The organism is Yoonia sp. I 8.24 (assembly GCF_022096995.1).
In the GTDB taxonomy this organism is placed as follows: Bacteria; Pseudomonadota; Alphaproteobacteria; order Rhodobacterales; family Rhodobacteraceae; genus Yoonia.
In genome coordinates this window covers 542,409-560,419 of sequence record NZ_JACXGQ010000001.1, presented here as the reverse complement: position 1 = coordinate 560,419, position 18,011 = coordinate 542,409, and the positions used below count along the sequence as shown (strand labels likewise).

General features: G+C 56.6%; 18 protein-coding genes. 9 read left to right on the top strand and 9 right to left on the bottom strand.

Annotated elements, in window-relative coordinates; translation table 11 throughout:
• The first annotated feature begins 40 nt into the window (after nt 1-40).
• From Yoon_RS02850 to glmM, 5 genes are all read left to right on the top strand, one after another.
• Nucleotides 41-2,593, top strand: coding sequence for a putative PEP-binding protein (locus tag Yoon_RS02850; RefSeq protein WP_238109932.1), 2,553 nt, complete (start codon nt 41-43; stop codon nt 2,591-2,593).
• Nucleotides 2,594-2,770: 177 nt separating this feature from the next.
• Complete coding sequence (locus tag Yoon_RS02845) at nt 2,771-3,439, top strand: cell wall hydrolase (RefSeq protein WP_238109930.1); 669 nt, start codon at nt 2,771-2,773, stop codon at nt 3,437-3,439.
• Between the two features lie 99 nt (nt 3,440-3,538).
• A complete protein-coding gene (locus Yoon_RS02840; protein WP_238109928.1) occupies nt 3,539-4,456 on the top strand; it encodes a dihydroneopterin aldolase in 918 nt (305 codons plus the stop codon).
• On the top strand, nt 4,453-5,460 hold the full coding sequence (gene folP / locus Yoon_RS02835; RefSeq protein WP_238109926.1) for a dihydropteroate synthase: 1,008 nt from the start codon (nt 4,453-4,455) through the stop codon (nt 5,458-5,460). Before Yoon_RS02840 ends, folP begins: the two co-directional genes overlap by 4 nt.
• 3 nt (nt 5,461-5,463) lie before the next feature.
• Nucleotides 5,464-6,807 (top strand): phosphoglucosamine mutase, encoded by a 1,344-nt coding sequence (gene glmM, locus Yoon_RS02830; protein ID WP_238109924.1) that lies wholly within the window; start codon nt 5,464-5,466, stop codon nt 6,805-6,807.
• A 20-nt stretch (nt 6,808-6,827) separates the two neighbouring features.
• Here glmM and Yoon_RS02825 read toward each other — a convergent pair whose 3' ends face one another.
• From Yoon_RS02825 to Yoon_RS02810, 4 genes are all read right to left on the bottom strand, one after another.
• The gene (locus tag Yoon_RS02825) at nt 6,828-7,670 is read right to left on the bottom strand and encodes a DUF533 domain-containing protein (protein ID WP_238109922.1); all 843 of its coding nucleotides are present in this window, start codon (nt 7,668-7,670) and stop codon (nt 6,828-6,830) included.
• A gap of 78 nt (nt 7,671-7,748) precedes the next feature.
• Entirely contained in the window at nt 7,749-8,648 is a 900-nt protein-coding gene (locus Yoon_RS02820) for a DMT family transporter (RefSeq protein ID WP_238109920.1), read from the bottom strand.
• Nucleotides 8,649-8,662: 14 nt separating this feature from the next.
• Nucleotides 8,663-9,007, bottom strand: coding sequence for an antibiotic biosynthesis monooxygenase (locus tag Yoon_RS02815; protein WP_238109919.1), 345 nt, complete (start codon nt 9,005-9,007; stop codon nt 8,663-8,665).
• Complete coding sequence (locus tag Yoon_RS02810) at nt 9,004-9,327, bottom strand: NIPSNAP family protein (RefSeq protein ID WP_238109917.1); 324 nt, start codon at nt 9,325-9,327, stop codon at nt 9,004-9,006. Before Yoon_RS02810 ends, Yoon_RS02815 begins: the two co-directional genes overlap by 4 nt.
• Nucleotides 9,328-9,397: 70 nt before the next feature.
• Between Yoon_RS02810 and Yoon_RS02805 the strand changes: the two genes are divergently transcribed.
• Entirely contained in the window at nt 9,398-10,075 is a 678-nt protein-coding gene (locus Yoon_RS02805; RefSeq protein WP_238109915.1) for a helix-turn-helix transcriptional regulator, read from the top strand.
• Nucleotides 10,076-10,133: 58 nt separating this feature from the next.
• On the opposite strand, the gene ilvC is transcribed toward Yoon_RS02805, so the two are convergent.
• On the bottom strand, nt 10,134-11,156 hold the full coding sequence (ilvC, locus tag Yoon_RS02800; protein WP_113775756.1) for a ketol-acid reductoisomerase: 1,023 nt from the start codon (nt 11,154-11,156) through the stop codon (nt 10,134-10,136).
• Between the two features lie 133 nt (nt 11,157-11,289).
• On the opposite strand from ilvC, the gene Yoon_RS02795 reads away from it, so the two are divergent.
• Both Yoon_RS02795 and Yoon_RS02790 read left to right on the top strand, forming a co-directional pair.
• Nucleotides 11,290-11,745 carry an Lrp/AsnC family transcriptional regulator gene (locus tag Yoon_RS02795; protein ID WP_238109913.1) on the top strand — a complete coding sequence of 152 codons (456 nt, stop codon included), beginning with the start codon at nt 11,290-11,292 and terminating at the stop codon, nt 11,743-11,745.
• Nucleotides 11,742-12,194 (top strand): Lrp/AsnC family transcriptional regulator, encoded by a 453-nt coding sequence (locus Yoon_RS02790; RefSeq protein ID WP_238109911.1) that lies wholly within the window; start codon nt 11,742-11,744, stop codon nt 12,192-12,194. Before Yoon_RS02795 ends, Yoon_RS02790 begins: the two co-directional genes overlap by 4 nt.
• Here Yoon_RS02790 and Yoon_RS02785 read toward each other — a convergent pair.
• Entirely contained in the window at nt 12,191-13,384 is a 1,194-nt protein-coding gene (locus tag Yoon_RS02785; RefSeq protein ID WP_238109909.1) for a UbiH/UbiF family hydroxylase, read from the bottom strand. The two genes, Yoon_RS02790 and Yoon_RS02785, sit on opposite strands and share 4 nt — an antisense overlap.
• 38 nt (nt 13,385-13,422) lie before the next feature.
• On the bottom strand, nt 13,423-14,070 hold the full coding sequence (locus tag Yoon_RS02780) for a pyrimidine 5'-nucleotidase (RefSeq protein WP_238110000.1): 648 nt from the start codon (nt 14,068-14,070) through the stop codon (nt 13,423-13,425).
• 100 nt (nt 14,071-14,170) lie between these two features.
• Here Yoon_RS02780 and Yoon_RS02775 point away from each other — a divergent pair, with 100 nt between their 5' ends.
• Complete coding sequence (locus Yoon_RS02775) at nt 14,171-14,824, top strand: GntR family transcriptional regulator (protein ID WP_238109907.1); 654 nt, start codon at nt 14,171-14,173, stop codon at nt 14,822-14,824.
• Here the strand turns inward: Yoon_RS02775 and Yoon_RS02770 are convergent.
• Complete coding sequence (locus Yoon_RS02770; RefSeq protein ID WP_238109906.1) at nt 14,778-16,673, bottom strand: glycosyltransferase family 2 protein; 1,896 nt, start codon at nt 16,671-16,673, stop codon at nt 14,778-14,780. The genes Yoon_RS02775 and Yoon_RS02770 overlap by 47 nt on opposite strands.
• A gap of 75 nt (nt 16,674-16,748) precedes the next feature.
• On the bottom strand, nt 16,749-17,885 hold the full coding sequence (gene carA / locus Yoon_RS02765) for a glutamine-hydrolyzing carbamoyl-phosphate synthase small subunit (RefSeq protein ID WP_238109905.1): 1,137 nt from the start codon (nt 17,883-17,885) through the stop codon (nt 16,749-16,751).
• Nucleotides 17,886-18,011 lie beyond the last annotated feature (126 nt).

Below are 18,011 nucleotides of genomic sequence, written 5' to 3'. Positions count from 1 at the left end.
TGCTGCACCGACAGTATGGGGGTTCGCCGCAGTGCAGCAAATGACAGATATCCAGCCATTGACCTTGATCACGCCCACGGCTGCGATGTCGGCGGATGTGCATGGCGGGCGGGCCAAATGCCTGCAACGGCTGATCCGCTTGGATATGCCTGTGCCTATGACGGTTGCGCTGTCTTTTGACTCTGTGCGCGAGATCGCAGTAGGGCAGATGCCGGAGATGGTGGCGTTGCTCGCCCCGTTTGGCGATGCGCCACTTTTGTCAGTGCGCCCATCCAGCCTTGATCCTGACTGGGGCGGGCCGGGTGCGATGCTGCATGTTGGCATGAATGATGCGCGCCACGCGGAATTGGTGGAACAGCTTGGCGAAGCTGAAGCGACCAAGATCTATCTGCGGTTTGTGCAGGCCTATGCGGTGCATGTGGCGCGGCTTGATCCAGACGCGTTTTATCTGCCAGACGTCGCCGATGCGGCCAGCCTAAGGGCGATGTTGGACACCTATGAGGTCGAAACAGACGAGGTGTTCCCCCAAGATGTCGGTGTACAATTGGCCGAGGTTTTGCGATCAATGGCCCGCGCATGGGATGGCACAACCGCGCGATTGCTGCGTCAGGCAAAGGGCGCCCCTATCGATGCAGGGCTGGGCCTTGTGGTGCAGGCGATGGTCTTGGGTGTCGGGCCCGACGAAAGCGGCTCTGGCGAGATTGAATTTGTTGACGCCCAATCTGGGTTGCCGCGCGTACGGGGCCGCTATCTGCCCCAAAGCAACGGCAGGCCGGGCCTGCGCGAGGCGGAAGGCGCGATTTATCTGTGCAAAGATGGTCGCGGTCCATCGCTCGAGGAATGCTGCCCTGCGGTATTCGCCCAATTGTTGGCACATGGGGCTTTGGCCCGCCAAAGGCTGCGCGAAGAGATGCAAATCAAGTTTACGTTGCGCCGTGGAGAGCTGTTTATTCTGGATGCGATCCGGGTGCAGCGGTCGTCGCGTGCCACTGTGCGGATTGCGGTTGCCTTGGCACAGGATGGCATCATCCCGCGCGAAGAGGCCGTGATGCGGGTTGAACCCGCGGCCCTGTCAGAATTGCTGCACCGTCAGGTCGACCCAAACGCCAAGCGCGATTTGATCGTGCGCGGCATTGCCGCCAGTCCGGGCGCCGCGTCAGGGCGTATTGTGTTAACTGCGGCTGAAGCCCAGGCAAGTGCTGCCCGCGGCGAAGCCTGCGTGCTTGTGCGCCGCGAAACCACCCCCGAAGATATTCGCGGCATGCATGCGGCGCAGGCTGTGCTGACCATGCGTGGCGGTGTGACCAGCCACGCGGCGGTGATCGGGCGCGGTTTGGGGCTGCCGTGCGTTGTGGGCGCGTTTGATCTGACGATTGACCGGAAGAAATCTGTGATCAGCGGCCCGGACGGGCGCAAATTTGCCAAGGGCGATGTGATTACCGTTGACGGGACCACGGGCGAAGTGCTTGCTGGCGCGCCCGCCATGCTTGAAGCTGCCCTTGATGGGGCCTTTCAGACCTTACTTGAATGGGCCGATGATTATCGTGATATCGGCGTGCGCGCGAATGCGGATACCCCTGCCGATGCCCAAGCTGCCCAGAATTTTGCTGCCGAAGGGATCGGGCTGTGTCGCACGGAACATATGTTCTTTGACGGGGATCGGTTGGGGGTCATGCGCGAAATGATTTTCGCCGAAAGCTCTGATGATCGGCGCGCGGTGCTGGATCGTTTGTTGCCGATGCAGCGTGACGATTTTGAGGCCCTGTTTACGATTATGGCAGGCAAAAGCGTTTGCGTGCGCCTGTTTGACCCGCCGCTGCATGAATTCCTACCTTCGGACAAAGCTGGCCTGCGCGATTTGGCAGAACAGCTTGCGCTGCCGCTGTCTGATGTCACCGAACGGGTGAACGCGCTGTCTGAATATAACCCGATGCTCGGCATGCGCGGTGTGCGTCTTGGGATCGCGATCCCTGAAATCTATGACATGCAAGCCCAAGCGATCTTTGAGGCGATGGTGGCAGTGGGCGAAGCAGGCGTTGATATTTCTGCAGAAATTATGATCCCGCTTGTCAGCGCGATGCGTGAAGTGGAACTTGTGAAAACCCGTGTTGATTCCGTTGCAAATGCAGTACTAAGCAAAAGCAAATCCGCGCTTAATTACCGCCTTGGCGTGATGGTTGAAACACCGCGCGCGGCCTTGCGGGCGGAAGATATCGCTGAATATGCGTCATTCCTATCGTTCGGGACAAATGATCTGACGCAGATGACCTACGGCCTGTCACGTGATGATGCGGGCCGTTTCATGTCAGCCTATGTCCAACAAGGCGTTTACGCCGAAGACCCGTTCCACACGCTGGATGTCGAAGGTGTCGGCGAACTTGTCGCGCTGGGGGCAGAGCGGGGCCGAAAAGGCCGCAAGGATGTAACCTTGTCGATTTGTGGCGAACATGCGGGCAGCCGAACGGCGATTGCGTTTTGCCGGGAACATGCGTTTGATTACGTGTCCTGTTCACCTTTCCGTGTGCCCGTCGCGCGACTCACTGCGGCGCAACTGGCGCTTACGGATCAACTTAATGCAAAATTAGCCAAATAATGTTGTTGCATTCGCTTTGAAAATGTTCTGATATTGCGTTAGATGTCGTAAGTGTCGCTATTCCGTGGCGTCTTTTGTCGCGCCCCCGTTTGAGGGGGTGGACGTGGCGATTTCTTTCCCCTAAAGACACCGACGCTTGCGTGGGGCATTGCCGCGTGGTCTCCGTGGTGGGAAAATATGACGTTTCTTAAATCAGTTTGGGTCGCGGTTGTTGCGGCATCGGTTTCCTTTAGCGCGTCAGCCGCGTTTGCGGATGAAGTTTTGGCAAGCCGCCTTGGTGCGATCCTTGGTCAAGAACGCGATGCGCTTTCTGTTGTCCCCGATAGCCGACTGAGCTTGCTGACGAGCCTCCCCCCAGCTGACGAACGTGGTGTGCAAACTCAAACTGGCGAAATCTACAACGCAGAATATCTTGCGACACAGTCCGTTGCGACGGGCGATACGCAATGGGAATGTCTGGCCGAGGCGCTATATTTTGAAGCGCGTGGCGAAAGCGTTGAGGGTCTGTTTGCCGTCGGTGAGGTGATCTTGAACCGCGTGGACAGCAGCGCCTATCCGGGAACGCTTTGCGGCGTGATTAACCAAGGAACAGGGCGTCGCTATGCTTGCCAGTTTACCTATACTTGTGATGGGCGCGCTGAAGTGATCAACGAACCACGCGCTTGGGAACGTGTGGGCAAAGTTGCGCGTATCTTGATTGATGGCGCGCCGCGCGTGCTGACTGGTGGTGCGACGCATTACCATACCAAAGCGGTGAGCCCATCTTGGGCGCAACGGTTCCCGCGCACCGCGTCAATTGGATCGCACTATTTTTACCGCCAGCCAGTGCGTACCGCGTCTAAATAGCGTCGCCATTGCTACGGCGAGTGTCGTGGCCTGCGGTTGCCCGACCCGTATTTGATCTATATGCGATCCACAATTGACGTTGATTGACGGGACGCGCCTATGACAGATGAAATCCGGCTAGCATTTGCGCATCCGAGCGAACGTGCAGAAGCCAGCAGCCAAACCCCATGTGACCGTATTTCTCTGCGCGACTATACCGTGCAGGTCGAAATCGGTGCGTTTCAGCAAGAGCGGGGGCATTTGCAGCGGGTGCGTTTCAATGTTGTCGTCGAAGTCTCGCCGCTTGGCGTGATCGACGACGATGTCGACCGTATCTTATCCTATGACAAAGTCACCGAAGCCATCGGGATCGAGCTTGAAGCTGAGCGGATCAACCTGCTTGAGACCCTCGCTGCACGTGTGGCTGAACGGATATTGCTGGAACCGCAGGCCGAACGCGTCTTTGTACGGATTGAGAAGCTGGATCGCGGCCCGTTTTCGCTTGGGGTGGAAATCATGCGCGCACGCGATGGCATCGCTGACGCGGGGCAATCCCATGTAGAGGCCCCGCATCCGCGTGTGGTCTATCTGTCTAACGGCGCTATTGCCTCGCCGCATTTGGCCGGGTGGATTGACCAGCTGTCTGATCGGGATGCCCCGTTGATTATTTGCGTCGGGTCGGCTGATGTGGCCGCGCCGCAATCGCAAAACGCGCTGGCGCAACGCCGTATTGATTTGCTCGCGATTGAACAAAACGCGTGGTTGCTCGCCAGTCGTGATCGCCGCTGTATGGTGGTGGGCACGCGGACCGAATTGGATTGGGCGATGAAGAACGATCAAATCTGTATTTGGGCGCCTTCAAAGATTGTGCTGGATGCGGTGGATGGCCCTTCGGCGAGCCCGCGTGACGCGGGGCAGCTTGTGGCGTGGTTTGCCCAAGAAATTGATGCCAAGGAACTGCTTGTTATTGGCGACGATGCGCCGACATGCTCTGTGCCGACGCGGGTGAATGACGGCCATAACAAAGTGCTGGTATGACGATCTACTACCAGCCGATTGTCCGTATGGGGGCAGATCGTGCGCTCGGCGCATATCGGCTTGCAGGGGGCGCATGTTGGTTTGATCAGGCAATTATGCGTCGCCGTGGGCAGGCGGACCAATGGATCGCAGCGGATGACATCCCGCCCGCAGTGTTGGCCCGATTGACGCGCACATCTCGCCCGATTGCAGGCATGGACATGGATCGCCCGCATTTGATGGGCATCCTGAACGTGACACCTGATAGCTTTTCTGATGGCGGGAAGTTTTGTGCCGCCGATGTTGCCGTATCCCATGCGGTTGCGATGGTGCAGGCGGGCGCGTCGATTATTGATATTGGCGGCGAAAGCACGCGTCCGGGTGCTGAAACCGTAGCTGTAGAAGTTGAAATCGCGCGCACCGCGCCTGTTATTGCGGCGATCCGCGCGCAAAGCGATCGCCCAATCTCGATTGATACACGCAAAGCACCGGTCGCACAGGCTGCGATTGCCGCAGGTGCCAATTTGGTCAATGACGTCTCTGCGCTGGCGTATGATATGGCCACCGCTGCAGTCACAGCCCAAGCCGGAGTGCCTGTCTGCCTGATGCATGCCCAAGGTGCGCCTGCCACGATGCAACAAGATCCGCGTTACGATGACGTTTTGCTAGATGTGTATGACTATCTTGCACAGCGTATCGACCATGCGGTTGCAGCCGGTATTGCGCGCGACCGCATCGTCGTTGATCCGGGGATTGGCTTTGGCAAAACGCTGGATCACAATTTGGCTTTGCTACGTGGATTATCGTTGTTTCACGCCTTGGGGTGTCCGGTACTGTTGGGCGCGTCGCGTAAAAAATTTATCGGCACGCTGGGCGGTGGGCAAGATGCCGCAGATCGCGTGCCGGGATCGGTTGCCGTGGCCTTGCACGGCGCGCGTCAAGGGGTGCAACTGCTCCGCGTTCACGATATAAGCGCCACCAAACAGGCGCTTGACCTGGAATGGGCAATCAACGGGGCAGTTTAAAACATGGCACGTAAATTTTTTGGCACGGATGGCGTGCGCGGCAAGGCAAACACCTATCCAATGACCGCCGATATGGCGTTGAAAATTGGGGCCGCCGCCGGGCGTTATTTTCGCAATGACGGCTCCAATGGGCACCGCGTCGTGATCGGCAAAGATACGCGCCTCTCTGGCTATATGTTTGAAAATGCGCTGACAGCCGGGTTGACCAGTACGGGCATGAATGTGCTGTTGCTAGGGCCTGTGCCGACACCGGCGGTTGGGCTGTTGACCACGTCGATGCGCGCAGATGTGGGGATCATGATTTCCGCGAGCCATAACCCGCATCATGACAATGGCATTAAATTCTTTGGGCCGGACGGGTTTAAGCTGTCTGATGAGGCCGAAACAGAAATCGAAGCATTGATCGAAAGCGACATCACCCCAGCGCAGGCCGAAAATATCGGTCGGGCGAAACGTGTGGATGATGGGCGGTTTCGCTATGCCGAACGGATCAAATCCACCTTCCCAAGTGGGATGCGGTTGGATGGGCTGAAGGTTGTGATTGATTGCGCCAATGGCGCCGCACACCGTGTCGCCCCCGAAGTTCTCTGGGAGCTAGGCGCCGAAGTGATCCCTGTTGGGGTGGCGCCCAACGGTTTGAATATCAATGAAAACTGCGGCTCAACGAGCCCGCAGGCGGCCGCTGCAAAAATTCTTGAAACAGGGGCCGACGTGGGTATTTGTCTTGATGGCGATGCTGACCGGGTGATGATGATCGATGAAACCGGCCAAGTGGCTGATGGCGATCAACTGATGGCGCTTTTGGCGGGGCGTTGGGCGGATCAAGGGCGGTTGAACGGCGGCACGCTGGTCGCGACGGTGATGTCGAACCTTGGGCTAGAGCGCTATCTTGATGGGCGCGGGCTTAATCTTGCGCGTACGGCGGTCGGCGACCGCTATGTGGTCGAAGCGATGCGCGCAAATGGCTGGAACCTTGGCGGAGAGCAATCGGGTCACATCGTGATGACCGATTTTGCGACAACCGGCGACGGGTTGCTTGCGGGGCTGCAATTCCTTGCCGCGATGATCGAGACGGGCAAGAAGGCGAGCGCGCTGAGCAAGAGCTTTGAAACCGTCCCGCAGATGCTCAAAAACGTGCGTTACACGGCGGGGCAAGACCCGCTTGCGGCGCAATCCGTGCAGGATGCGATTAAAGCGGCTGAAGCATCGCTGGTTGGTAAAGGGCGTCTGCTGATCCGCAAATCAGGGACCGAACCGCTGATCCGTGTGATGGCAGAATGCGAAGACGATGCGTTACTCGCGCAAACCGTCGATGGCATCGTGGCCGAAGTCGCGGCGGCCATTTAGACCGCCACGCTTTTGACGTACTAGGTTTTTGGTGCCGTGATTTCGGCCAGTAGGCTTGTAATGATATCCGGTGCCATTTTCATCGCCTTTGCGAGCCCGCCGACGAATTCCTTTTCTTTACCTGCAAAGTGTCCGTCTGCCGCAACAACAAGAAGAACGCCGCGCATCATATCAAGCTGTTCTTCTTTGCTGCATCCTTTGATTAAGGCGCTATAACCCGCATCGTTCAGGCCTGTGTTCGCAAGGTCGGTCATTTGTTTTACAGTGTCTTCAGAAAACACCTCGCCGGTCATTTGCTCTGCGACGGATTTGATCGTTGCGATCTCTGATGGATCAACGCGCCCATCAGCTTTTGCGGCGTGGCACATCGCGTCAAGAATTGCTTTTGCCCCCCGCGATCCATTTGCCATCAACGCCAATCGCTGTTTCTTGCGCGCGGCTGCTTTCGCTGCCTTGAGTGCGGCAAAGATCAATAGCAGGCCAATCGCGCCGAAACCCCAAAAGCCGCCGGCGATTTCTGCAAGCGATAGTTTTGGCACCGATGGGATATCCGTATCGATCACGCCTGCCGCTTGGGCAAGTTTAAGTCCTTCGGCGTCAAAATCATAATAGCTATCGGTCTGACAGCCGTTTTCAGCGATTGCATAGCCTTGCATCGAGCGCCAGAAGTTGACGAAAATAACGGATTTAGTTTCCACCAAGTGACACAGTGCGAGTGGTTTATCAGGGGTGCCTAATTCGGTTGGTGCAACAAACAATAGCTCTTGTGCCGTGGAATAACCACCACCGCGCCGGGCCTCGGCTTGTGTAGCGAATGAGGTTAATAGAAATGCGGCCATAAGGCCTGTGAATAAAGATCGCATAATTGGCTCCGATTGTTTCTTGAGTGCCAATTGCAGGGCGAAATAGGGCCTTAATATGACGGATTGTTGCGAATTTTGCTATATGGGTAAGAATTTCTTTAGACTTTTCCATTGGCTGACCATAAGTCCACACATGATCAGACCTAGGGCTGCGAAAAACCGCCATGGCAGGGCTTCGCTTAGGATCAGTGCGCCAAATATCATTGACCAGACAGGCACTTGGTAGTTCACCAGCGTTAAGAATATGCTGCCCGCAGACCGGATCACGGTGACACGGATCAGAGCTGCAAGAGCGGTCGGCACGATGCCCAAAAATACAATCGCCATGGTGGTTGTCGTGTCCGTCGCGCGCGGCACCCCCTCGACCATCAGCATTGCTGGGATCAGGGCGCATGCGCCGACAACCAGCAAAAGCGCGGTCATGGTGATGGGGTCGATGGGCGGGCAGCGGCGGGTCATGATGCTTGAAACAGCATATGAAAGCGCCGCAAGCAGACAGGCAATTTGCCCCAATGGCTCCATCCCGGTGCCGACCCGCAAAACCCCAGGGCCAATCAACACGGCGGCCCCCACGAACCCCAACAGTACCCCAAGACTATTGCGCAAATCCATCTTTTCATCCGTGAAAACATGTGACAGCGGCAACACAAACAGCGGTAACGCGGCCATCGAAATCCCGGCAAATGCCGAAGGAACAAATTGCTGCCCCCAGCTGAGCAAGGCAAAGGGGATTGCCGTGTTAAGCAGGCCGATCACCAGCAAATATTTGATCATCCGCGGCGTAAATTCAGGCAATGGCCTCCGCATCACCCCCATAAACGAAAGCAGCGCAAGCGCGCCCAATGTGGTGCGCGCGCAGGCGACTGTTAGCGGACCGTAGCCGCCCAACGCGATGGTCACGACCATAAACGTCCCACCCCATATCAAGCCGAGCGCAAGAATGGAGAGCCAGTTTGAAAGGCTGGGTTGGGTGGTCATTTCCGGAGGTCCGATCACAGATGTAATTGGTTGCTATCAGTGGGGGCCTGCGCGCGATCATGCAAGCCATAGTCGCGCGAAACCGTTGCGATCCGGATACGGTAGTCTGCGAATACCCCTGACCGGCCCGCAGATTGGCTTTCGCGATGGGCTTTGCTGTTGCGCCATGCTGCGACGGCATCTTCGTCTTCAAAAAACGACAGTGACAAGAGTGTGTCAGCGTTTGCGAGGCTTTGGAACCGTGTCACCGAAATGAAGCCGGGGATCTTTTCTAAAAGCGGACGCAGTTTTGCCGCATGATCCAAATAGGCCTTCTTTTGTCCCTGCGCTGGGGTAACTTCAAATATCACGGCGATCATTTTGATACCCCATGCGGAAGAGAGGCGCAGCGTAAAAATGTGCGATCTTCGCGCTGGATGAATTTTTCTTTTTGGGCGAATTCATAGTTTTCGCGCCCAAGCGGGTCAGCGCTCAGCCGTTCGCGGTAGGTCTCATATGCGGCAAGCGACGGGATATTATAGATGCCGTAGGCAAGCGTTGATGAACCTTCATGTGGGGCGTAGTAGCCGATAAGGTCGGCGCCATTGCGTGGAATGGCTTGCCCCCAATTGCGCGAATAGGTTTCGAACTGTGCCTTTTTTGTAGGGTCGATTTGGTAGCGAATGATGCAGGTCAGCATGTGTATCTCCTTTGTTGATACGCTGTTGTAGCCTGTGGATTTCCCTAGATGCTTCGGCTACGGTCGAAGTATGAAAGAAGGTCCCGACATCTCCCGCGTTGCCACGCTGATTGGCGATCCCGCCCGCGCAAATATATTGACCGCGCTGATGACGGGCGTGGCCCTGACCGCAACCGAATTGGCCGTCGAGGCCGGGGTGACACCTCAAACCGCCAGCGGCCATTTGGCCAAACTGGTTGATGGCGGGCTGCTGCAGGTGCGCAAACAGGGGCGGCACAAATACTTTGCCTTGGCGCATGGTGATGTTGCTGTGGCGCTCGAAAGCTTGATGGGGTTGGCCAGCGACATGCGGCGCACACGCACGGGCCCCAAAGATCTCGCCTTACGGCGTGCGCGTGTGTGCTATAATCACCTTGCGGGGCAAATGGGTGTAAAAATGTTCGCTAGTTTGACGCAGCGTGGATTTCTGCGGGATGATGTCGATGCGCCAGTCCTGACGGATACCGGACGCGCCTTTGTCACCGAATTTGGGGTGGACCTCGCCGCGCTGGACGCAATGCGTGCACCGCTCTGCCGAAGCTGTCTGGATTGGAGCGAACGTCGCACACATTTGGCCGGATCACTGGGGCGCGCGATGCTCGCGCGGATGGAGGAACGTCGCTGGGTTCAACGCGACAATCAGAGCCGGGCATTGATTTTCAACGCGCAAGGAACCACCGCGTTTGAGGGCGCATTCCCAGTCGAGTGATTTCATGCAAAAGGGGCCAGCGTTTCCGCCAGCCCCACGTCATCCAACATAAGTCAGATTAGTTCTTTGCTTTGTCGACCATTTTGCCTTCGGAGATCCAAGGCATCATTGCGCGCAGTTTTGCACCAACCTGTTCGATCTGGTGCTCGTCGTTGGCACGACGAGACGCTTTGATTGTTGGCTGACCAACAGCGTTTTCGAGCATGAAGTCACGCACAAATTTACCAGACTGAATGTCAGCAAGCGATTCTTTCATCGCTTTCTTCGTGGCTTCATATGGTAGGATGCGTGGGCCGGTGACGTATTGGCCGTACTCAGCTGTGTTCGAGATGGAGTAATCCATGTTCGCGATGCCGCCTTCATAGATCAGGTCAACGATCAGCTTGGTTTCGTGCAGGCATTCAAAGTAAGCCATTTCAGGCTCGTAGCCAGCTTCAACAAGTGTTTCAAAGCCCATGCGGATGAGTTCAACGATACCGCCGCACAAAACAGCTTGCTCACCAAAGAGGTCAGTTTCGCATTCCTGACGGAAGTTGGTTTCGATAATGCCGGAACGACCACCGCCGATGGCAGAGCAGTAAGACAGACCGATTTCTTGGGCTTTGCCAGATGCATCTGTGTCAACCGCGATCAGGCAAGGTACGCCGCCGCCTTTGGTGTATTCGCCGCGCACAGTGTGACCTGGGCCTTTTGGCGCCATCATGATCACGTCGATGCCTTCTTTTGGCTCAATCAGGCCAAAGTGGACGTTCAGGCCGTGCGCGAACGCAATTGCGGAACCCGGCTTGATGTTGTCGTGGACGTACTTTTTGTAGGTTTCAGCCTGCAATTCATCGGGCATTGTGAACATGATCACATCACACCAAGCAGCGGCTTCTGCGATGCCCATAACTTTCAGGCCTTCGCCTTCGGCTTTGGCTTGGCTTGGGGAGCCTTCGCGCAGCGCAACAACAAGGTTCTTTGCGCCGGAATCACGCAGGTTCAACGCATGCGCGTGACCTTGTGAACCATAGCCAAGAATAGCCACTTTTTTGTCTTTGATCAGGTTAACATCGCAATCGCGATCGTAATAAACGCGCATATCCGCATCCTTCATTAAGTTTGTCCTGCATGGTTTATGGGGCGCGTTGCAGCGAATTGCGAGCGTTGATTTTTGAGTATTTCGAGAAAAGAGAAGATTGTTATGCGTAAATTCCATATATATACATAAATCTATGCTTGATGATGTTGACCGCCGTATTCTGCGTCTTTTACAAAGTGACCCGACGCAGCCTTTGCCTGACCTTGCCGCACATGCGGGGCTCACACCTGCCCGGGTGACGCGCCGTTTGGACCGGATGCGTCAAGAGGGAGTGCTGATAGGCCAGCGGGCGATCATTGATTGGCGGGTGCTGGGCTATGCGATTGAGGTGAGCCTGCGCGTGACCTTGGACAAAACCGTGCCACGTGCATTTGATGAATTTATGGCCGCGGCGCGCAATGTGCGGGCCGTGATTGAAATGCAAACGTTTTTGGGGCGTGTCGATGTGCGGCTATCACTGATCGCCCGTGACTTGCCCGATTATCAACGGATCTACCGCGATGAAATTCTGACCCTACCACATATCGCGGACATTGAGGCCCTGATGACGGTTGCCCAAGTCAAACATGATGAAAGCCTGCCGCTATGAATTTGGATGATATTGACCGCGCGCTGTTGCGTGCCGTGGCGATCAATGCGGGTCAATCGACGACGCAGCTTGGCCAAAAACTAGGCCTGAGCCAACCCGCGACATGGCGCAGGTTGCGCAGGCTACAAGACGCAGGCGTCATTGCGGGACGGCAGTTGATGCTTGATGCCGAAAAAGTCGGCTTTGGTGTGACCGTGTTTTTGGGCGTCAAATTGGCGACAAAGGGGCGGATCAGCCTTGAGGATTTTGAACGGGCGGTGTCAGCGATCCCTGAGGTCCAGTTGGTCGAACATGTTTTGGGGCTATACGATTATCGCCTGCGCGTGGTTGCCCGTGACCTTGCAGATTTTGAACGGGTTTTGCGCCGCCGCGTTATGACGCTACCGGGTGTTGGTAACGTCGAAGCCAATGTCTTGCTGTCCGAAGAACGGCTACCGGGTCCGCTTTAGCCTCCGACGCCCAGCCCCATTTCCATCAACCTGCGCCGGACGGGCGAAAGCCCATAAAGCATCTTAATCCCTTGTGCGCGCAAATCTTGTGTGAACGCGCCGCCAGCAATTGATGCGCGGTTGAGCGCATCAATCCCTGCGATCCGCAGCTTAATGTCACTATGTCGCGCGCGCGCATATCGGTCTAGCATCGTCCGGTCACCCAATGTGTCAGGTGCCGCCAGCGCAAGATCAAGCAGGCACGCCATATCACGCAGCGACATATTTAGTCCCTGCGCGCCGATTGGTGGCATGACATGGGCCGCTTCGGCAACAAGCGCCATCCGCGGACCAGTGATTTCATCGGCGATCTGGCTAATGATGGGCCAAACGCTGCGCGGCGATGCAAGCGTTAGCGCGCCATTGATCCCGGCCGAGCGGTCGTTGGCAGCCGTTTCAAATGCGGGGACGTCCAATTGGCTTAGCCGCAACGCCTCTGGCCCGCTTTCCATCCAGACCACGGCGGAACAGGGTTTGCCATCATGATCAGGCAGAGGCACCAAGGTGAACGGGCCACCCGCGCGGTGAACTTCGGTGGATATATTGTTATGGGGTGCGTCGTGGGTGACGGCGAATGTCACGGCCTTTTGGCCATAACGTTTTACGCGGGCGGAAATGCCAGCGGCGAGACGAACCGCAGAGTTGCGCCCATCCGCGCCGACCACAAGACGCGCATCCAATTGGCGGCCATCTGAGAGGGTAACGATGGCCGAATGATCCCGCGCAAGCATGGATTTGAAACCTGTGCCGGGCATGAAATCAACATTGGGCAGCGCATCAAGCCGCGCCACCATTTCACGGCGCAGCAGCCAATTGGGCAGGTTCCAGCCAAATGGTTTGTCTGAAATATCGGAGGCATCAAAATCGCGGGTGATATGCGGCTCCGCAGCTGCGTCCACGATGCGCATGATCTGTAAGGGGGCTGCAAATTCAGCGAGCCGCACCCATAGCCCCGCGTCGTTTAGAAACTGTTGGGCGGGCTGCAGGAACGCGGTCGTGCGCAGATCAGCGCCGCGCGCGTTTTCAGCCGTCACGGGGGGCATTGGATCCGCGATTGTGACGTCGAACCCCGCTGTGCCAAAGGCGGCTGCGGCGGTCAGACCAGCGACCCCGCCGCCCGCAATGAAAATATCAGTTGATTTGCGTTTCATGCTTTAGACATAGGCCGATGCAGGCCGCCCGAAAAGGGTTAGCGCGTCACCTGCGACAAGAAAGCCGTCAGATCATCGGTGCCATGGTGGACATATGCGGCATCCAGCGGATCTGCGTGGACATGCACGGTGCGCATTCCCAAATCATGTGGGACCACAAGATTGCGCGCTTCGTCCTCGAACATGGCTGCTGTGGTCGGTATCACATCTGCGCGTGCGAATACGGTGACAAAGCTTTGTGCGTGTGGTTTGGGGGTAAGAGCCGCCTCTTCAATGCCAAATACAGCGTCAAACGCATGTGTCAGTCCACGTGCCTTGAGAACCCGCGCGGCGTGGTTGTTTGATCCATTCGTATAGACAATTTTGCGACCGGGTAGGGTGCCAATCGTTTCGGCCAGCTCTGGATCAGGCGTCAGATGCGAAATATCTATGTCGTGGACATCGGCAAGAAAATGATGCGGATCAACGTCATGTTCTTCCATCAATCCCGCCATGGTCGATCCATGGCTGTGCCAATAATCAATCGCCAATTGCGCGGCGCGACCGGCATCAAACCCTGTGACACGCATGACGTAGTCCGCAAATCGCGGATCCATCAGCCCAAACAGATCAGCCGACGGGTGATATAACGTGTTGTCGAGATCAAAAACCCACGTATCGATATGTTCAAAATGCTGCGCTACCATGCGTGGACAGTAGGCGCCTGTTTTCGGCAGCGCAATCGGTTTGGCTTGATTGCAGGGCGCGGGCAGGGGTAGTGTCAGCGGATTAAGAAAGGCCAACGCCATGCATGACCCGCGCGCGACCCAAAAAGATGCTTACGCTCTTATCCTTGAGGCAATTGATAGCCATGTCTATAAGCCCGGAGATCGTCTGGTCGAAAGCGAATTGGCCGAGCGGTTCGGTGTCTCGCGCACGCCAATTCGCGAGGCATTGCAAAGACTTGAGACTCAATCTTTGCTGGCGCGTGATGGGCGGTCGCTGATTGTTGCCTCGCTTGATCACACGCAATTGTCGGAACTTTATGTGGTGCGCGGAGAGCTTGAGGGCTTGGCTGCAAGGCTGGCCGCGCGCCATGCGGCACCCGAAGAAATTCGGGTTTTGCGCAACATGCTAGAAGAAGACAAGAAACTTGTCGGTGACCCGCTTGCGCTGAGCCGCGCCAACCGCCGGTTTCATAAACAAATTCACCTTGCCTCGCATAACCGGTTTTTGGTGCGGCAGCTTGATTTGGTTCACCGGTCGATGGCGCTTTTGGCGACAACATCGCTTGCGGCCGAAGGGCGTGGCGCGGAAACACTTGATGAACATGCTGAAATCGTTGCGGCGATCGAGGCGGGTGATGGCGATGCCGCATACCGCGCGCTGCGCGACCACATTTCTGAGGCCTTTGTTACCCGCCTGAAACTGGATGCAAAGGCGGTTGAAGCGGCGGAGTAGGCGTTTGCCAACTACTTGGGAGCAGGACCCCATGCGTGGTCTTATCCCAATAAAATGGCTTCGTGAGCAGTTCAAATATGCCCTTATAGGCGGCAAGCGCCCCAAGCGGAAAATAGAGCGTCAGGCTAAACGCCCATTTGAACAGCCAGCGCTTTTCTGCCTTGTGTAATGCGATATAAGCAACGAGCCAACCGATCACCTCGGACGAAAAGAACAGCCCTGCAAGTGTCCAAAATACCCATGATGGCAGAACGGACGAGAGAGGGTGGCCGAAGCCCAGAGCTGGCAGCCAGAATGACCACAAAAGCGGCGCGAGCACAAATTGAGAGAGGGTGCCCAGAAACAAGAGCTGCACCCCAAAAAACCGCCATGCCCCGAGATCCCGCCAAAGCCGCAGCGGATCACGCATATGCACGAGATAGGTGATCGCATAACCTTTGAGCCAGCGTGAGCGTTGTTTGACCCAAGGCCATGCGCGTCCATTTGCTTCTTCTTCGGTGACGGTGTCGATCAGGCGGGTGCGGTATCCGTGCCGGGCAAGCCTGATCCCAAGGTCGGCGTCCTCTGTGACATTGTGCGCGTCCCAACCGCCAAGCGCATGCAGCGCGTCACACTTGAAAAACAACGTTGTTCCGCCCAAGGGCAAGGCAAGCCCAAGACGCTGTAGACCGGGCAAGATCACCCGAAACCAACTTGCATATTCGATTGTAAAACAGCGGGTTAGCCAATTTGCGGATGCGTTATAATAGTCAAGCTTGCCCTGCAGGCAGACCACATCGGGGGGCGCATTGGCAAAGGCATTTGCGACCTTGTGCAGTTGATCGGGGGCGGGCGCGTCTTCGGCGTCCCAAACACCGATGATGTCTCCGCGTGCAAAATCGAGTGCGTAGTTTAATGCGCGTGGCTTGGTCTTTATGCGCCCGGTCGGTACGGTGATTGCACGGATGCCGCGCGGCAAAGTCGTGCGCCCTAATGTGGCGCGTGTGGTTTGGTCATCGGCTTCAAGGACCAGACAGATATCAAGCAACTCGCGCGGATAATCTAATGCCGAGAGACGCGCCAAAAGATGCTCTGCAATTGCGGTTTCATTGTAAAGCGGGACAAGCATAGTGATCGTGGGCAGCCGCGCGGGGATGACGCTATTGGCTGGGGCTGGGGCTTCGCGCCAGCCAATCACTGCGGCCACCAGTTTGAGCGCCGTGGTTAAGAAAAGCGTGATGACAGCCCAAGCGGTCAGCAGTGCCACAAGCAGAACGGGTGTAAAGACGGCGCAGACCAATGCGCAAATGCTGAAAACCACCCCTACTGCAAGCGCGCGCCGGGGCGCCCAATTGCGACAGCTTTCGCGATCAATCGTTTTGGTTTCCGCGCGTGCGACAAGGGTTTCTTCACAAAGTTGGCTAAGCGCGCGGTTCAAATGTTCTTCGGTGGTGATCGCCATGCGAACGCGCCCGAAGTGGCTGTGCAGCAGGGCTTGGTCTTGATGAAAGGTTTCGGGTCTAGCGGTTAAAACGACGGTTTCACTGCCAATGCTGCGCCACGGCAGTACCCCCATCTGCAGACATTTTTCAGCGCCAAAACGCGCAATCAACGTTGGGTCGGGCGCGTCCGTGACCGGGTTGATATATTGCGCGCCGCGTTCCGAGGCCTGGGCCTGTGCGACGGCATATTGCGACACACCCAATCCACGGTTGAAAACATCGGCTACAGCCATTCCGCGCTGAAACGCCGTGGTTTGCGCGCGATCAGCCATATCTGCCGTGACATGCCCACGGTAGACAAGCTCTTGGCACAGAAAACTGCGGGTTTTCGTGCTTGGGTCGGGGGATTGTCGCGTTTGTTGCTGCATGATCTAACTTTGGTCAGTGTCCAAAGCGATCATGCAGGCGGATGGTTAATGTGCCGTTAAGAAGAGCGCGGCGGCTTAGGCGTCCATTGCGGCAGCGAACCGCTCAAACAGGTAGTAACTGTCTTGCGGGCCGGGGCTTGCCTCTGGGTGGTATTGCACGCTGAATACGGGGCGGCCTGTCATCTTGATGCCGCAGTTGCTGCCATCAAAGAGCGAGACATGCGTTTCAGCCACGCCAGCAGGCAAGGTCTGTGCATCAACTGTAAACCCATGGTTCATAGAGGTAATTTCAACCTTGCCGGTTTCTTTGTCTTTGACCGGGTGGTTGGCGCCGTGATGGCCGTGGTTCATTTTGATCGTCTTTGCACCCAGTGCCAGCGCCAGCATTTGGTGGCCCAAGCAGATCCCGAAAACGGGGATATCTGCATCCAAGACACCTTTGATCATTGGGACTGCATAGGCACCTGTCGCGGCCGGATCGCCGGGACCGTTGGACAAAAAGACACCATCGGGGTTCAGGGCAAGCACGTCTTCAGCCGTGGCTGTCGCGGGCAAGACGGTCACATCGCAGCCGGCACTTGCAAGGCAGCGCAGGATATTACGCTTTGCCCCGAAATCGACGGCGACAACCTTGTGGCGGGGGGCTTCTTGTGTGCCAAACCCATCAGGCCAAGCCCAGCGCGTTTCATTCCAGCTGTAAGATTGCGCGCAGGTTACGTCCTTTGCCAGATCAAGCCCTTCGAGGCCTGCGAAATCACGGGCCTTTTGGACCAATGCGGCGATGTCAAAGTTACCATCTGGATCATAGGCAAGGGCGACATGTGGCGCGCCTTGCTGGCGAATTGCGCGGGTCAAGCGGCGCGTATCGACGCCACCCATACCGATCCGGTTGCGGCTTGATAGCCACGTCGTCAAATCTTGGGTCATCCGCCAGTTCGAAGGTTCTGTCGGGTCCCATTTTACGATCATGCCTTGGGCAATTGGGTCTGCGTGTTCATCATCTTCTGGGGTGACGCCCGTGTTGCCGATATGCGGGAAGGTAAAGGTCACAACTTGCCCTGCATATGACGGATCGGTCATGATTTCCTGATAGCCTGTCATAGCAGTGTTAAAGCAAAGCTCGGCGATTGTTTCGCCGGCAGCCCCAAATCCAACCCCGTAAAAGATCGTGCCATCCGCGAGCGCCAAGCAGGCTGTTGGTTTCTGCGTCATCCCATGTCTCCGATCAGTCAAATTGGGCCGGGTTTACGAGGGCTAGCGAGCCGGGTCAAGGCTGTATCGCAGCCTTTGAAACAAGGGGTGACGTTGGATCACATTGTCTTGTCATACGCTAACGGG

Coding starts and splice junctions, on each gene's coding strand:
- Yoon_RS02850 (WP_238109932.1), top strand. CDS start 41: ATGACAGATATCCAGCCATTGACCTTGATCACGCCCACGGCTGCGATG.
- Yoon_RS02845 (WP_238109930.1), top strand. CDS start 2,771: ATGACGTTTCTTAAATCAGTTTGGGTCGCGGTTGTTGCGGCATCGGTT.
- Yoon_RS02840 (WP_238109928.1), top strand. CDS start 3,539: ATGACAGATGAAATCCGGCTAGCATTTGCGCATCCGAGCGAACGTGCA.
- folP (WP_238109926.1), top strand. CDS start 4,453: ATGACGATCTACTACCAGCCGATTGTCCGTATGGGGGCAGATCGTGCG.
- glmM (WP_238109924.1), top strand. CDS start 5,464: ATGGCACGTAAATTTTTTGGCACGGATGGCGTGCGCGGCAAGGCAAAC.
- Yoon_RS02825 (WP_238109922.1), bottom strand. CDS start 7,670: ATGCGATCTTTATTCACAGGCCTTATGGCCGCATTTCTATTAACCTCA.
- Yoon_RS02820 (WP_238109920.1), bottom strand. CDS start 8,648: ATGACCACCCAACCCAGCCTTTCAAACTGGCTCTCCATTCTTGCGCTC.
- Yoon_RS02815 (WP_238109919.1), bottom strand. CDS start 9,007: ATGATCGCCGTGATATTTGAAGTTACCCCAGCGCAGGGACAAAAGAAG.
- Yoon_RS02810 (WP_238109917.1), bottom strand. CDS start 9,327: ATGCTGACCTGCATCATTCGCTACCAAATCGACCCTACAAAAAAGGCA.
- Yoon_RS02805 (WP_238109915.1), top strand. CDS start 9,398: ATGAAAGAAGGTCCCGACATCTCCCGCGTTGCCACGCTGATTGGCGAT.
- ilvC (WP_113775756.1), bottom strand. CDS start 11,156: ATGCGCGTTTATTACGATCGCGATTGCGATGTTAACCTGATCAAAGAC.
- Yoon_RS02795 (WP_238109913.1), top strand. CDS start 11,290: ATGCTTGATGATGTTGACCGCCGTATTCTGCGTCTTTTACAAAGTGAC.
- Yoon_RS02790 (WP_238109911.1), top strand. CDS start 11,742: ATGAATTTGGATGATATTGACCGCGCGCTGTTGCGTGCCGTGGCGATC.
- Yoon_RS02785 (WP_238109909.1), bottom strand. CDS start 13,384: ATGAAACGCAAATCAACTGATATTTTCATTGCGGGCGGCGGGGTCGCT.
- Yoon_RS02780 (WP_238110000.1), bottom strand. CDS start 14,070: ATGGTAGCGCAGCATTTTGAACATATCGATACGTGGGTTTTTGATCTC.
- Yoon_RS02775 (WP_238109907.1), top strand. CDS start 14,171: ATGCATGACCCGCGCGCGACCCAAAAAGATGCTTACGCTCTTATCCTT.
- Yoon_RS02770 (WP_238109906.1), bottom strand. CDS start 16,673: ATGCAGCAACAAACGCGACAATCCCCCGACCCAAGCACGAAAACCCGC.
- carA (WP_238109905.1), bottom strand. CDS start 17,885: ATGACGCAGAAACCAACAGCCTGCTTGGCGCTCGCGGATGGCACGATC.